Annotated in this window: 14 protein-coding genes and 2 tRNA genes; 6 read left to right on the top strand and 10 right to left on the bottom strand. The window is 61.9% G+C overall.

The features are described 5' to 3' along the window. Nucleotides 1–125: 125 nt before the first annotated feature. Entirely contained in the window at nt 126–299 is a 174-nt protein-coding gene (locus YUU_RS60395) for a hypothetical protein (RefSeq protein ID WP_198031848.1), read from the top strand. A 95-nt stretch (nt 300–394) separates the two neighbouring features. Here YUU_RS60395 and YUU_RS55810 read toward each other — a convergent pair whose 3' ends face one another. The 3 genes from YUU_RS55810 to YUU_RS0129475 all read right to left on the bottom strand — a co-directional run bounded on the left by YUU_RS55810 (nt 395) and on the right by YUU_RS0129475 (nt 1,578). Continuing rightward, the gene (locus YUU_RS55810; RefSeq protein WP_027525614.1) at nt 395–793 is read right to left on the bottom strand and encodes a hypothetical protein; all 399 of its coding nucleotides are present in this window, start codon (nt 791–793) and stop codon (nt 395–397) included. A 58-nt stretch (nt 794–851) separates the two neighbouring features. Continuing rightward, a tRNA-Thr gene (locus YUU_RS0129480) sits at nt 852–926 on the bottom strand. A 178-nt stretch (nt 927–1,104) separates the two neighbouring features. Then, a complete protein-coding gene (locus YUU_RS0129475) occupies nt 1,105–1,578 on the bottom strand; it encodes a hypothetical protein (RefSeq protein ID WP_027525613.1) in 474 nt (157 codons plus the stop codon). Nucleotides 1,579–1,889: 311 nt separating this feature from the next. Between YUU_RS0129475 and YUU_RS0129470 the strand changes: the two genes are divergently transcribed. Next, complete coding sequence (locus YUU_RS0129470; protein ID WP_027525612.1) at nt 1,890–2,384, top strand: hypothetical protein; 495 nt, start codon at nt 1,890–1,892, stop codon at nt 2,382–2,384. Nucleotides 2,385–2,442: 58 nt separating this feature from the next. Next, nucleotides 2,443–2,901, top strand: a complete 459-nt coding sequence (locus YUU_RS0129465) for a hypothetical protein (protein WP_027525611.1) — start codon at nt 2,443–2,445, stop codon at nt 2,899–2,901. Between the two features lie 74 nt (nt 2,902–2,975). Here the strand turns inward: YUU_RS0129465 and rlmB are convergent, their stop codons facing one another. After that, nucleotides 2,976–3,806 (bottom strand): 23S rRNA (guanosine(2251)-2'-O)-methyltransferase RlmB, encoded by an 831-nt coding sequence (rlmB, locus tag YUU_RS0129460; RefSeq protein WP_027525610.1) that lies wholly within the window; start codon nt 3,804–3,806, stop codon nt 2,976–2,978. A gap of 212 nt (nt 3,807–4,018) precedes the next feature. On the opposite strand from rlmB, the gene YUU_RS0129455 reads away from it, so the two are divergent. Then, nucleotides 4,019–4,104, top strand: a tRNA-Tyr gene (locus tag YUU_RS0129455). Nucleotides 4,105–4,271: 167 nt separating this feature from the next. Here YUU_RS0129455 and YUU_RS0129450 read toward each other — a convergent pair. From YUU_RS0129450 to YUU_RS0129430, 4 genes are all read right to left on the bottom strand, one after another. Then, nucleotides 4,272–4,649 carry a hypothetical protein gene (locus tag YUU_RS0129450; RefSeq protein WP_027525609.1) on the bottom strand — a complete coding sequence of 126 codons (378 nt, stop codon included), beginning with the start codon at nt 4,647–4,649 and terminating at the stop codon, nt 4,272–4,274. Between the two features lie 36 nt (nt 4,650–4,685). Then, the gene (locus YUU_RS0129445) at nt 4,686–6,476 is read right to left on the bottom strand and encodes an adenylate/guanylate cyclase domain-containing protein (RefSeq protein ID WP_027525608.1); all 1,791 of its coding nucleotides are present in this window, start codon (nt 6,474–6,476) and stop codon (nt 4,686–4,688) included. 494 nt (nt 6,477–6,970) lie between these two features. After that, nucleotides 6,971–7,987, bottom strand: coding sequence for an alpha/beta hydrolase (locus tag YUU_RS0129435; protein ID WP_027525607.1), 1,017 nt, complete (start codon nt 7,985–7,987; stop codon nt 6,971–6,973). 16 nt (nt 7,988–8,003) lie between these two features. Beyond that, nucleotides 8,004–8,939: an MBL fold metallo-hydrolase gene (locus YUU_RS0129430; protein WP_027525606.1), complete on the bottom strand. Its 936-nt coding sequence runs from the start codon at nt 8,937–8,939 to the stop codon at nt 8,004–8,006. A gap of 243 nt (nt 8,940–9,182) precedes the next feature. On the opposite strand from YUU_RS0129430, the gene YUU_RS0129425 reads away from it, so the two are divergent. Next, nucleotides 9,183–10,130 (top strand): LysR family transcriptional regulator, encoded by a 948-nt coding sequence (locus YUU_RS0129425; protein WP_035663640.1) that lies wholly within the window; start codon nt 9,183–9,185, stop codon nt 10,128–10,130. 1,055 nt (nt 10,131–11,185) lie between these two features. Here YUU_RS0129425 and YUU_RS58975 read toward each other — a convergent pair. After that, the gene (locus YUU_RS58975) at nt 11,186–11,353 is read right to left on the bottom strand and encodes a hypothetical protein (protein ID WP_156944568.1); all 168 of its coding nucleotides are present in this window, start codon (nt 11,351–11,353) and stop codon (nt 11,186–11,188) included. Between the two features lie 828 nt (nt 11,354–12,181). Continuing rightward, entirely contained in the window at nt 12,182–13,081 is a 900-nt protein-coding gene (locus YUU_RS0129415; protein WP_027525604.1) for a LysR substrate-binding domain-containing protein, read from the bottom strand. Between the two features lie 271 nt (nt 13,082–13,352). Between YUU_RS0129415 and YUU_RS0129410 the strand changes: the two genes are divergently transcribed. Then, on the top strand, nt 13,353–14,387 hold the full coding sequence (locus tag YUU_RS0129410) for an ABC transporter substrate-binding protein (RefSeq protein WP_027525603.1): 1,035 nt from the start codon (nt 13,353–13,355) through the stop codon (nt 14,385–14,387). Nucleotide 14,388: the final 1 nt, after the last annotated feature.

The following is a 14,388-nucleotide window of genomic DNA, read 5'->3' as shown; positions in this document are numbered from 1 at the left end:
TGTCCTGCTGCGGGACGAACGCCAGTCGACATTATTTACGAGCTGTGAACCATGAAAAATGATCGGAAAATTCTAGCGAAACGATCTGCGGGCCCTTCGCGTCAGTCTGCTGGGAGGGTGCAGCGATGGTCACAGATGCAGGTTTCGACGAGCGTGAAAGCGAGATCGCCCGCTACAGGATTTTGGCGCAGGAGGTGACGGACCCGCTTGCCGCGCGTCTGTTGCAACACATCGTCCTCGATCTCGAAGCCGACCTGCTGCGCGATCGCGCCGCCAGTACAGTCAAGCCGGATGGATGAGGCGAGCAGGCCAGTATTCGGCCGGGAAGCTGCTGCCGGCTGAGTGGGATTGAACCCGCGGTCCGCACGGAGCGTTCCTCGATGGCGGTCGGACGTCAAAGGCTGTCGATGGTTCTCACCAATTGCTGCAGCTCCTCATGGTCCTTTGCATCGGGGCGCCCCGCGAGTTCGATGAATTTGGCTCCAACATTTTCAGAAACACTCGTGTGTCCCGTCTCACGTAATTGGATGGACAGGCTAATCGCCGCCTCAATCGCGACATCCTCTTCAAGATCAAAGATCGCTCGCTGCAAGAGAGGTATGCATCCCGCGGGTGGCCCATAATGGAGTACATAGGCACAGTCTCGCCGCCAATGCGCTGGTCGTTCTGACCAAGCTAGATCGAGCGCCACCCAGTCATCGGCGTCCAACATGAAGATCAGATCGAAAGCCTCGTCAGGCGCATCGACTTTCGCGTGAAAAAACTCGTCGAGCCGAGAGAAATCTTCTGACATGAGGCCGTCGCGACTGAAACCTTTGCCGAGCCAAGGTATAATTTTCAGTTGGGCGAAGTGGTGCCGGCTGAGGGGATTGAACCCCCGACCTTCGGTTTACAAAACCGCTGCTCTACCGCTGAGCTAAGCCGGCGACTTGACCACGAAAAGCCGCCGGTTTGGTGCCGGCGGATCCGCTGGTGTGCGGTCGCCTTACCAGACTTGTCCGAAAAGTGCCAGAACCCGCCGGCGCTGTTTCAAGGGAGTCGCGCAAGCATTGAAAAACAGGCGGCCCGAGGGCCGCCTGAACCATTCAGCTGAAAGCGAACCTCCTACTGGCAGAGGTGCCGTCGGCCGTCGTCACCTTTGATCCAGGTGCCGGGCCTGCAAACGATGCCGTTGCGGGCGGCGTAGCTGTTCCAGTCGCCGTGCCAGGCGGGGCCGCCCTGGTCATAATAGGCGTAGGAGTTGTTCCAGCCTCCGAACGGCGCTGTTGCGATAGCGCCCGCAGTGCCAACGGCAGCACCCGTCACGGCGGCCGCGGTGCCGACGGCGGCGCCGGCGACAGCGCCAGCCGCATCGGCCGGCCAGAAGCCGGTCTGATCATTCGGATTCGCCTGCCGATAGGCGGCGTGGCGGCGACGATAGCGCCGATCGGCGGCCGTGCCGGGAGTCATGTACTGGCAGCCGGGGTCCTGGAAGAGACCCGTGCAGCGGGGGTTGTCGGTCATGGTTTGCGCGAAGGCAGGTGTCGCCAGCGCGGACGCGAAAAGGGCCGCCGCGCCAAGAAGTTTGGGGCTCGTCATGGCATTTGCTCCATGTGGTTGAGACCTTGGGTAAGTACGACGTGGAGCAGTGGTTCCGCGGTTTGTCGCCCGCAGGGTCACATCGACGTGAACCCGTGCAGGATGTTTGTTTGCTGCCACGCAACCGCGCAGCAAGGCGTCATGCGATGGGCGCCGCCCGGTTGCCGTTAACGCTTCGATAGCGCCGCCGAGCGCATTTGAGCGCCCGCCGATCCTTACGCGTTAGGCTTACCGGAATTTCAGCGGCCTGCCTTAACACTCTGACTGTGGTGATCGGATAGGTTCTCGGCCGATCAACCCGGGACCCTCTTATGCGCGCTGTCGCGCTGCTTGCGCTTTTGGTCGGACTGCCCGCGACGGCGCTTGCCAGCGAGGGCTTCGACATCGTGATTCCAGGCCGTCCCGGCGTGCCCGTCATCATCAACGGCATCGATGCCTCCTACACCGTCGTCGTAGGCGAATGGGGGTTGGCGAAGAACGTGCAGGTGCAGCCCACGATCTATGGTGGGCGCTACATCGGCGAACGGCAGCCGAGCGATGTCGGCCATTACTATCCGAGCATGGGCTTGCGGCCCGGCTACGGCCGCCTCGAGGTCGAGCCGCCGGCGAACCGCAAGGTGCCGCAGCCGGCCGAGAGCTACTACCGGAGCTGGGGCGTGCAATCGGCGCCGCTGCCGCCGCAGGTGGATGTGCCGGCCGATCCGCCGCCGGTGATCCTTGCACCGCAGATCGCCGTCGATCCGCATCGTCGTGTCCACCCGTCGCCTCACGCGGGGGCGCCCGGCAATCATGAGCTGCACAGGTAAGTCCAGGCAGATCATACCCAAGCAAAATCCAACAAACGGAAATCTACAGGAGAGAGTAATGCGTCAGATGATTTCAGGATTGGTCGCGGCGGCAGCCGTGATGGTGGTGGGGGCAGCGCCTGCCATGGCTTGCGGCTGGAGCCCCTGTGTGGCGCCAGTTGCACCGGTCTATTCGGGCTGCAACACCGGCTGCGGCGGCTGGGGCTTTGACCGCCTCGCCGAGCCGAGCACGCAGTATTACTACGTCAACCAGGGTCCGACCTACACCGGCCCCGGCGCGTTTGCCCCGTATCCGACCTACCAGGAAGACGCTGTCGTGAACTATGCCCCGCGGCCCTACGGCTATGGCGCGGCCGTCGCAGCGCCCGCCTATCCCTACTACCGTCCGTATCGCTACGGCTACGGTCCGCGCTACGGCTATCTGCCGCGCGTGCACTATGGCTACGGCCCGCGCTATGGCTATCGTTACGCGCCGTACCGTTACCACGGCCATCGCGTGCTGCGCCGCTATTACTGATTGCCTGATCGGTTGAGTTGAATCACGAAACGCCCGTTCGCATCACGCGGACGGGCGTTTTGCTTGTCTCGAATTCAGCGCTTCATCAGCCCGAGCCGGCTCGCGCCGACGTACAACGACAGCACGGCGGCGTTGGAGACGTTGAGGCTCTTGATCTCGCCGGGCATGTCGAGCCTCGCCACCACGCTGCATGTCTCGCGCGTCAATTGCCTGAGGCCCTTGCCTTCGGCGCCGAGCACCAGCGCGAGCGGCTCGCGCAAAGCGACCTCGGAGAGATCCTCGCTGCCTTGGCTGTCGAGCCCGACGGTCTGGAAGCCGCGCTCGTTGAGCGCGGTCAGCGCGCGGGCGAGATTTTGCACGGTCACGATCGGCACGAGCTCGAGCGCGCCGGAAGCGGCTTTCGCCAGCACGCCAGTCGCCTCGGGGCTGTGGCGCGCGGTGGTGACGATCGCCTTCACGGCGAAGGCCGCGGCGGAGCGCAGGATCGCGCCGACATTGTGCGGGTCAGTGATCTGGTCGAGCACCAGCACCATGCCTTCCTGCTCCAGGGTCTCGATGTCAGGCGAGGGCAGGGGATCGGCCTCCGCCAGCAGGCCCTGGTGCACGGCATCGGGCGAGAGCAGCCGGTCGATCTCCTGGGGGCGGACGATCTCGGGGGCGATACGGGTCTCGATGTTCTCCTCGGCGAGGCGGCGGGCCGCATTCTCGGTCAGCGTCAGCTTTCGGATCCGCCGTTCGGGGTTTTGCAGCGCCATCGTGACGGTGTGCCAGCCATAGAGGATGACCGGCCCGTCAGAGTGCGAATCACGGTCGCGCCAGGCCGGCCGGGACGCGGATTTTGCGCCTTTGTTGAAGGGCTTAGCCCCGCCGCGCCGGGTTTTCTGGGCAAATTTGCGATCGTTCATGGGCTCGCTTGTCTCACGGGTTCCGAAAGTTGGCAATTTGGGTGTCCAAAGAGGTGATTTTAGCTGCTTAGCTCGGTTGACTTTGCCCCGCCGCTTCGCCCATAAACGCGCCCGGCCGCGCCCCGTGTCCCTTCGGGCAGTCGCGGTCTTCACGTCTCCATGGCCGTTTCGGTCCGCCGGCAAGGTCCGGTCCGATTGTGCTGCCGTCGAGCGGGGGAGTGTCCCGAGTGGCAAAGGGAGCTGACTGTAAATCAGCCGCCTCATGGCTTCGCAGGTTCGAGTCCTGCCTCCCCCACCAGCTTGATCTTGCTAGCAAATTTGCGAATCAAACGAGCTTCGGCGAGCGACCACCCTCCGATCAGGTGTAACGCTGGTGGTAACAGTCCCCGTTCGTACGGTTGAAACCATCGCCGTGGTCCGCGAGGTATCGTGGCGTCATGCCGCCTCCAAACGCTGCAATGGACGCTATTTCATCGTCGCGTGCACAGTGATTACCGACGTGCCAGAAGCCGTCGGCCCCTGACCCGTTGCTTTGATGGCAAAAGTATCGCTCCCCTTATATTTGGCCTTCGCCTTGTACTCGAACGTTGACGGGTTGAGCCTTTTCAGCTTGCCGTGTGACGGCTTTTGAGAGATGTCCGAGCCACTTACCGTGCCGCGCATTCTGATTGGAAATTGGCAACTTCCCCCGGACGTGAGGTCAATGTCGGCGGTCGAATTCTCGCCCCAATCCGTCAGTGTCCCGGAAACTGAACATTCAGGAGCGGCCTGCGCCGAAGACACGGACAGTATGCTTAGACAGTCAACGATAAGCGCTAAAGCGGCGACCTTAGACAACTGCATGGTAGGCTTCTCCGCAGCGTTGTCAGATTACGGGCGTCACCCCTCCGGTATCCCGGCTAGGCGCATACCCTCACAGATGCGCTCCCGCCCAGTAAGGTAAGTTGGATTGTCGCTTAGCCGGGTTGCAGTGATGCGCCGAATAGTAAAGTCTGGGTCGAGCGCAAGTCCTGCTCTCACGGCGGCTTGCGCTTCATCGAGGGCACCAAGCAAGCTTAGCGTAGCAGCGAGCAAAAAATGCCCGAAAGCAAAATTGCGATTGGCTTCAACGGTTCGTCGTAGCCAGACTGCGGCTTCGGCGTCTAGACCGAGTTGTAACTTGGCTATCGCCACAGAACTCGTCCACAAGTAGACAGTTTTGTCGCGGGGAGATAGGCGGAGGGCTTCAAGCACATGGCCTTCTGTCTCGGCGGCCCGACCCATATAGTATTTGGCCAAACCAATAAAACCATGAGCACAGGCGGCGTTGTGATCGAGCCGCAACGCCTCTTCGCATTCGGAAACCCCTTGCGTAACACGGTCCGTATAGATGTAGACGCCACCCAGCACCCAATGAGCCGTTGCATGGTTAGGATAAATCGACAAGGCGTCGTTCGCCATTTCTTCGGCGGCTAAGAACCGTGCGATCCGGTCCTCGCTCAGCAAGCCAGCCGCAGTTAGAAGATCGACCATTGCCATTCCGACCAGCGCCGAGACACTTCGGGTATCGACTGCCAAAGCACGTTTGAAAAAGTGGCGCGCTGTGCTCATGTTCTTGGCGGTAATCCCCTTGTAAATGTAGGCTTGGCCTTGAAAATTCAGGTCCATTGCATCGGGGTGTATCGAGCGCTGTGACCTCCGCGCCTCTACCGCAATTAGTTCGCCTTTCAGTGTGTTCGCAAGCCGCGATACAATCTCGTCCTGCATGTCGAATAAATCGCCAATAGGTTTGTCAAAACGATCGGCCCAAAGATGCGTGCCCGTTTCCGTGTCTACCAACTGGACATTTACGCGCAGTCGACTGTCGCCACGCTGCACAGAGCCTTCTAGAGCGTAGCGGACATTCAATTCGTGACCGATCTGTTTAAGATCAACCGATTTGCCCTTGTATGTAAAAGCGGTGTGTCGACCGATCACAAATGAGCGTGCGATGCGTGACAGGTCCGTAGTAAGGCTCTCCGTCACACCATCGACGAAGTAGTCTTGCTCGGGATCGCCACTGACGTTGGCGAAGGGCAGCACAACAATTGAAAGACGAGGTGGCGGAAGCGGGCCCGGCCTGATGCCGTCAACCTGTGTCGTCGGGCTGCGCCCATCCAGGACCGCTGCATAGGCGCGGATCGGGCGGGTTATATTTTTGAGATTCTGCTCACCCAGATCAACAAACTCAGCGCTGATCTTGCCTCGGATATGGTCGTAAGCAGAGGACGAGATGCAAATGCCTCCGGGTTCTGCGATGCTTTCAAGCCGCGCCGCAATATTTACATCGTCGCCAAAAACGTCGTGCGGCTCGATAATCACGTCGCCAACATTGATGCCGACACGGAAAGCTATCCGCCTGTCTTCCGCATCGGCGGTTGTAAGTTCTCCGATGCGGCTTTGGAATTGGACAGCGGCGCGAACGGCCTCGACCGCGCTTGGAAACTCCGCCAAGAACCCGTCACCCGTATTCTTCACAATGCGACCGCCGTGTGCGGAGATTGCGGGTATGACACCGTCCGCGAGGAGCGTTGTCAGTTTGGCATGCGTGGCTTCTTCGTCATGATGCATTAGCCGCGAATAGCCCGCCACGTCAGCGGCCAATATCGCCGCCAACCGACGTTCAACTCGGATGGGCGGCTCTTGCACCATGGCATGCAATCCAACCCAGGGCTCACTCTACGGCGGATCAGAGGGGAGTGCCAAACTTGCCACTCGCGCAGCCATCATGCCGATCCGTAGGAAGAGGTCAAAAAAATAGTGGTCTCAAATCGAAATTTTTTCCCCGTCAAGATCAGAGTCCGGCGGCGGTCGTCCTGGCAATATCCTGTTCCGGGTGTCCAGCCGGGGCGCGGACGCAATTGCTTGCGGACGCGGCCGGCACAACAAAGCCGATCCCGCATGAGATCGCCAAGTTGACCTCAAGCCAGGTGGGGACGCACAGGGGCGGCTATTTCAGCTTCCAGCCGCTCTGGGACTGGATCACCGAAGCGGAGCCGGATCTGTTCAACTGACACCTGTTCCCTCCGCGCGTCGGTCCAGATGCGCGGCCAGCTCCGCGCACTGGGATGTCGGTCGCAGACCCTGTCGGGCGTCCGAGCGCGACGCCATCATACGACGCAATCATGGATGGCGCGGGCCGAGGGTCATCCTCGCGGAGTAGCGGCCGGAGCGTACGCCTCGGCGAGGAACTGACTGACGGCATCGAAGGCCTGCAGGCGGTTCTTTTCGAGGAGCACCATGTGCGTGCCTTCGCCGATTTCCACCCATCGCCGATATGGCGCCCGCTTGAGCGAGAGGAAGAAGTCCTGCGTTGAAGCCATGGTCACGTCCCGGTCCCATTCCGCGTGGACGAGGAGCACTGGGACGCGAATATCGCTCGCGTCATAGAACGCTTTGCCGGCAGCCCAGTAGTCGCGGATATCCTGGATGGGACCGTTCACCGCGCGCATCACGCGGGGGCGTTCGGCATTACCCTGCGCATCCGTTGCGAGTGAGGCCTCCGCCCAGCGCTCGAACCAGCCTTCCGGGACAAGGCTCTCACGCGCGGCCTCCGGCGCAGCCGCAAGCCAGCGCTCCCTGAAATCCAGCACAGGGACCTTGCGATAGGCGCCGAGGGCACCTCCAGAATCGATCGGAGCAGGGGTTTTCAGCAGCCACAGCGGCGCAATCAGCGCGAGCTTCAGGACCTTGCCGTTGTTGCTAGCGGTGTAGGCACCGGCCACCGAGCCGCCCCAGGACATGGCGACGAGATTGAGGCGCGGGATGCCGCGGCGCTTGAGGATGTGCTCGACCGCACTGGTGAGGTCGCGCACGGCGACATCGGTGCGAACAAGGGGCTCGGAGTCCTGCGCCGGTGCGTTCATCTCCGGCGGCCGGGTCGATCCGCCATAACCGCGTACGTCGAGTGCGAAGACGTCGTAGCCCTGCACGGCGAGATGATCCATGAAGGAGCGGCCGCCAAGCGGCACATCGAAAAGGCTTGCCGACGAATAGGTCGCGCCATGCACCATCAGGATGGTGCGCTCGGCGGAGAAAGCCTTTTGCGCGGCGGCTCGCTTGTTGCGCAGGTGAAGCGAAATGCCGGCCGTGTCGCTCGGGATCATGAAGTCCTCGACCACGAGGTCGGGCGCGTATGCATGTGCAAGAACGTTCTGGTCCATGATTGCTCTCCTTTGATCAGAGGAATCGCCAGGCGAAGCGCCCGCCGGTGCGCTTGATGCGGCCGACGGAGGACTGCGCGAAGTGGGTGGTGAAGACGGTCGCGCCACTCTCGGCCGCGTCCTCCAGGACAAAGTTGCGCGAGCGAAGGGCCGCTTCGGGGAATTCGCAGAAGCAGGAATTGAGCAAGGGCTCATAGACCTGTAGCGGATGATGCATCACGTCGCCCGCGAACAGCCCTTGCTCGCCGCGCGAGACGAGACGGATGGAGGCGTGGTCGACGCTGTGGCCCGGCGTTGGGATGAAGGAAATCCCCTCCAGGACCTCACTGCCGTCTACCGCGATGAATCGCGCCAGGCCGGCCTCGATCACCGGCCGCACACTGTCGTCATAGACGCGATCGGCCGGCTTGCGCAGCGCGGGACCCAAGGCAGGATCGGGACGGGCGGCTCCCGTGGGCTCCGCGCCTTTGGCAAGGCTCTCGCCATAGGCCTGCTCGACGCGGGAGAAGATGTAGGTCGCGTTGGGGAAGGTCGGTCTCCAGCGGCCATCGACGAGGCGCGTGTTCCAGCCGACGTGATCGGCGTGGACATGGGTGAGGAGCACATGGTCGACCTCTTCCGGCGCAACACCTGCCGCCGCCAGCCGCGCGAGGAAGGGCTCGTTGAGCCGATCGAGCGGTGGCATGTCGGGCCGGTTCTTGTCGTTGCCGGTCGCCGTGTCGATCAGGATCGTGTGCTGCGGCGTCCTGACCAGCCAGCTGTGGATGCTCTGAATGAACGTGCCGGTTGCGGGATCGAACGATCCGGCCTCAAGCCGTCCCTGATGGCGCTCCAGCGCTCGCGGGTCCCCGCCGGGATAGAGCGTGCCGAATTGAAAGGCCGCAAGGCTCAACTCGTCGATCCGCGTGATGGCTGCGTCACCGATATGATACGTTTTCGTCTCCTTCGTCACTGAGGCCTCCTCTGCTTCGGTCGGCGCCGGACGTGGCGTGATTGCCGACGTCCTGGACTTGCCGCCGTAGCCAATGAGCTACGCGCCGGGCCATATCGCCGGGAGGGCCGTGGGCCTGATAGGTCTCATCGATGCCGTTGATGGAGCGCCTTTCCGCGGAACGCGCCTTTTCAGACCCTCGTCAAGGCCTTACCTTGGCGGCTCGTCCGGTCAGGATCTTCTGCCTTGAACGGAGCTGGCGCGATGCTGGATATGGAAAACGGTCGAGGACGGCCTGGCGACGATACCGATCTGGCCGAGATCGATGTCGGTCTTCTGCTCGCCCTGGAGGCCCTCTTGCGCGAGCGCAACGTCACCCGCGCGGCGTCGCGGCTGAACATCGGCCAGCCGGCGCTGTCGGCCCGGCTGAACCGGCTGCGACAGATCTTCGCTGATCCGCTCTTCGCGCCTGCGGCAGCGGGCCGCGGCGTGGTACCGACGACGAGAGCGAGCGAGTTGCAGACGGAGCTTGCAGAGGTGCTCGGCAAGCTGCGCCGCATGGTGGAGGGACCAGCTGTCTTCGACCCGGCGCGAGCCCAGCGCACCTTCGTCGTTGCCATTCACGAGAATCCGGCGGTGACGCTCGCGCCGGGTTTTGTTGCACGATTAACGGCGGTGGCTCCTCGCACGCGGCTCGCCCTTGTCCACCCCACGCCCGACATCGTCGATCGTCTCGAACGTGGCGAGATTGACATCCTCGTAACGGGGCCCGGCCGGACGAGCGGCGAGCTGATGCAGCGTCCGCTCTTCGAGGACAGCTTCCTGACTGCGCAGCGCAAAGACCATCCGCGCGGCACCGGCACGCTTGATCTCGACGCGTTTTGCGCGCTCGACCATCTGCTGATCTCCGCGGACGGCGGCGGGTTCTCAGGCCTCGTCGACGAGGCGCTTGCCGCGCGCGGCCGCTCCAGGCGTGTCGCTGTCTCGATTCAAACCTATGCGCTCGCTCCCGTGATCCTCGCGAACAGCGATTGCATCTGCACGCTGCCACGGCGGTTCCTGATGCGTTTCGCCCACGAACTCGACCTCATGCCACCGCCGCTTGATTTGCCACCCGCAAGCATCGTCGCGCTATGGCATCCGCGCAACCAGGAGGACGCAGGTCACGCCTGGTTGCGCGACCGCCTGTACCAGGCGGCGGCCGCAACTTGAGACTGATCTGTACTCGTCAAGAGGCTGCGCAACGAAGCTCGCCCCTCCATCGCCCCCAGCGCCGTCGCGGCGCCGGCATCCGCCGCGCGACCAGCTTGCGGCAGTCCGCCTCTATCGGTTCTCCAAAAGGCCGTCCCCAGCCTTGCTTATTCTTCAGCGCCAGGGATGCTTTCTTGTCCACAGTGTGAATTGCGACACAGCGCATCATTGGGAATCGCCGTACGCTTTGGGTGCGCCTTCATGGCGTCTTACTCTCCCTTAGCCTTGAGCCCGTCGCCAATGGCGGGCTTTCTTTAGTGCGAGTGTCCGATTGGAATGCATGGGGCTTGCAAAGCTCGCTTAGCAGGGGGGATAGAAAATGTCGGGCCTAAGCACGGATGTGCAATGACCCATTACCGTCTCCACATTCTGGATGAACGCGGCAACCTGGTCGGTGCGGTAGAGTTTGAATGCGCCAACGACGCTACGGCAAAACGGAAGGCCCAAACGGTGTCGGCTGGCACCCCGTGGGAGCTTTGGCGGCGCATTAACGGCGGTCTAGAGACTAAAACTGGAGCGGGCACACATAGCGCTAACGACTAACGAAGAGGCGATCGGATCTATTTGACACGATGATGGCTTGCGGCCCAAGGCCGGCGGCTAGCGACCGCTGGACGCGCTCGGCCTGGTCTTTCGTCAGATTGACCGCTGGAGCTAGATTAGCCCCGACTAATGCGGGCCCTTTACGTTGTCGATCGTAGACCATCCAGCCCTGAGAGGCCTGCCGCACCATAAATCTCGGCGCAGACGGTAGGTTATCGCTCATGTTCTTGCCCTTTTGTTCTTACCTTGCGCATGTGTGCGTGCGCCATGGAGCAACAAGAAATCAGGCTGCCGGGCTCGAAATGCCACGGGTCCCCGCAGCGATCTAATCTCCAACTGGGCACTGAAATCCCAGTTGGGTTTAATATGCAACGGTCATGCCACGGTCTTGTGACAGTGTCGGGAGTTGCGAAGGCCCGCCGGTTCACGCGGGCGGGCCGATGAGGTCGAGCAACTTCGCGCCGTTCAGACGGTCATTCTCCGCTCTTCGGTTCGGGCTTGTCGAGAAAATGCAAGGCGGTATTGATCTGCTCAAGCTGACCTTCGATTTTTTCTCGCTCGTCAACGGCGCTAGTCTTCCCAAGCTGATCGACAAGCGCCTGCTTCCGTGAAAGCAAATTCCTTATGACTGTTGTCACCATTCCCCGCTTTCATGAATGCAGTTGAAAAGGCCGCAGGCCTACCCCTTCCTGCGGCCATCCGGGAAAATTGACTGTCGATGAATTGCGACTTCCAGCCCCGGCTAACGAGGATCTATCTCGGGCCGAGTGCACAAGCCACCGAGGCATGCAAGCCGAACCATTGCGTACCGAAGGCTAAGGGCGGTGCTCCGAACCTAACCCCATCGAGATCGCGGACGACCCATTAGACCAGCTGACAGATGATAGCGGCCATGGAGCGCACTCAAATACCTGCACTGACTGCAATCGCGCAATCAAGTACGCATCGCGTCAATCACGTGGGCAACGAGAACCGCCACGCTTAAGGCAACGACAAGAGCGAAGATCCAGGCGAGCAAAACATCCACCTCCTCACGGGAGTGAACGCGCTCATTCCTGCACAGTCAAAAACATCCTCAAGGAACCGTCGTTTCCGCGTTCGGTTGAGGACTAGTGGCAACAAATGTGTCCGCTGTCGGCCTTATCGGCAGAATGCCAAAAAGAGAAGCATAGCGACCAGGCAGGCGGCGAGGGATAACAAATAAACGCCCACAGCTAACCCCCGACTCATCATGCAGAGATTAGATGGCATTTTTGGCTTTCAAATGCCTTTTGCCGGTTTTTCCCAGGTAATGCGGCTGTGGCTGGGAACACCGCGTCCGCCTCAGCCAATCGGTTGTCCCTTCGGGCATTCAATGGAGTGGCAGTAGAGAGGGAACGGCCCCAGCGCGCGAGGCGAAGCTTTTTCGCAGGGCGAAGGCGGGCGTTGTGTCCGCGAGCTTCGGCCAGGCCAAGCCATCTCGCGCTCACTCATCCCTCCATCTCCTCCAGCGCGCGCCGCAGGACCTCGACCAGATCGAGCGCCACCGGCGAGGGGCTGCGCTGGGCGGGAAAGACGGCGGAGAATTCGAAGTCGATGCGTGGCAGGAAGCGGCGCACGATGACGCCGCGGGTCGAGAACTCCTGCGCCGTGAAGGGGTCGCAGATCGCAACCCCGAGTCCCGACGATACCATTCCGCACATGATCTCCGACAGCGTGGTCTCGACGCGCAGCACGCGGCGGACGTCGTTGCGGTGGAAGACCTGGTCGACGAGATGCCGGCTCGCAGATCCCGCCGAGAGCGATATGAACGTCTCGCCCTCGAAATCGCGCGGCTCCAGCACTTCCTTTTCTGCGAGACGATGCCCGGCCGGCAGCACCGCGACGCGCGCCAGCGGCGGCAGCCGCAGACTTGGCAGGCCGGAATGGGCAATCGGCACCTCGGCAAAACCGATGTCGCACTGATTGTTCAGCACCCAGTCGACCACGATCGGCGAGATCACGCCGAAGAAGGCGAGGTTGAGGTTGGGCCGCTCTTTCAGGAAATGCCCGGCGAGCCGCGGCAGGTAACCGTTCGCGAGCGCCGGCAACGCGGCGATCCGCAATGAGCCGGTGCGGCGGCCGCGGATTTCCTCGGCGGCGGCAGTGATACGTTCGAGGCCGACGAAGGACCGCTCCACTTCGGTATAGAGCGCCGTTGCGGCTGCGGTCGGCACGAGCCCGGTGCCACGCCGCTCGAACAACTCCATCTTCAAGAGCGCCTGGAAGTCGCGGAGTAGCCGGCTGACCGCCGGCTGCGTCACGACCATCAACTTCGCGGCCTCGGTCACGCTGCCGGTCAGCATCATCGCGCGGAAGGCTTCCACCTGCCGCGAATTGATCCGCGCCATTCCGTATGCTCTTCATAACATTTCGGCATGCAGAGGGTGCCATTATTCATTGGACGATGGAAGTATAGCTCTGCGATCTTTTTCATCAGCGCTGGAGACAGCCCGCTTTTTCGGCAGATCGGGGCCTAAAAGCCTGCCGATCGCATCAAAACCCGTGAGCAGGGGCCGGAGCCCTGGTCGGAGCGGGATTTGCGCCGAGGGGAACGCGGGTGCGCTTCGGCCGTCTGATCGTCGACACGTCACCTCATCCCGGTATTGGAGATTGGTCCTTATGAAGACTCTCAGCCTTCTGACAGCGGTCAGCATCGCGGCGCTCGCCGCGGCTCCGTCGGTCGTCTCGGCACAGCAGAAGACGCTTTATGTCGCCGGCTATGGCGGCTCGTTCGAGAAGACGATCCGCGACGAGGTGATCCCGAATTTCGAGAAGGAGAACGGCGTCAAGGTCGAATACGTCGCCGGCAACTCGACCGATACACTGGCAAAACTCCAGGCGCAGAAGGGCAATCAGCAGATCGACGTCGCGATCGTCGACGACGGCCCGATGTATCAGGCGATCCAGCTCGGCTTCTGCGGCAAGCTCGACGGCTTGCCCGCCGACCTCTACGACGCTGCGCGCTTCAAGGACGATCGTGCTGTCGCGATCGGTCTGGTGGCGACAGGGTTGATGTACAACACCAAGGTGTTCACGGAGAAGGGCTGGGCGCCGCCGACCTCGTGGAACGATCTGAAGGATCCGAAATACGCAAAGCAGCTCGTGATCCCGCCGATCAACAACACCTACGGCCTGGAGGCGCTGGTGATGCTCGCCAAGATGAACGGCGGCGGCGAGGCCAATGTCGATGTGGGTTTCAAGATCTTCAAGAACGACATCAATCCGAACGTGCTCGCCTATGAGCCGTCGCCGGGCAAGATGACCGAGCTGTTCCAGTCCGGCCAGGCCGTCATCGCGGTGTGGGGCACGGGGCGCGTGCAGAGCTTTGCCAACACCGGCTTCCCCGTCGACTTCGTCTATCCGAAGGAAGGCGCGGCGACCCTTCTGACCACCGCCTGTCCGATCGCCAAGTCCACTGCTTCGCCGCTCGCGGCGAGCTTCATCAAGATGCTGCTCGATCCAAAAATCCAGCTCGTGATGCTGAAGGATTATGGCTACGGTCCGGTGCTGAAATCGCTCGTCGTGCCGCCGGAGCTCGGCAAGATGGCGCCGATCGGCGAGCGTGCGGCAAAACTCTATAACCCCGACTGGACCGTCATCAACGAGAAGCGCGAGGAGTGGACCAAGCGGTGGAACCGCGAAGTCGAGCGCTAGA

The sequence above is a fragment of the Bradyrhizobium sp. Ec3.3 genome, from assembly GCF_000472925.1.
Taxonomy (GTDB): Bacteria; Pseudomonadota; Alphaproteobacteria; order Rhizobiales; family Xanthobacteraceae; genus Bradyrhizobium.
Note: the sequence above shows the minus strand (reverse complement) of the source record. Positions and strands in the feature narration are given on the sequence as shown.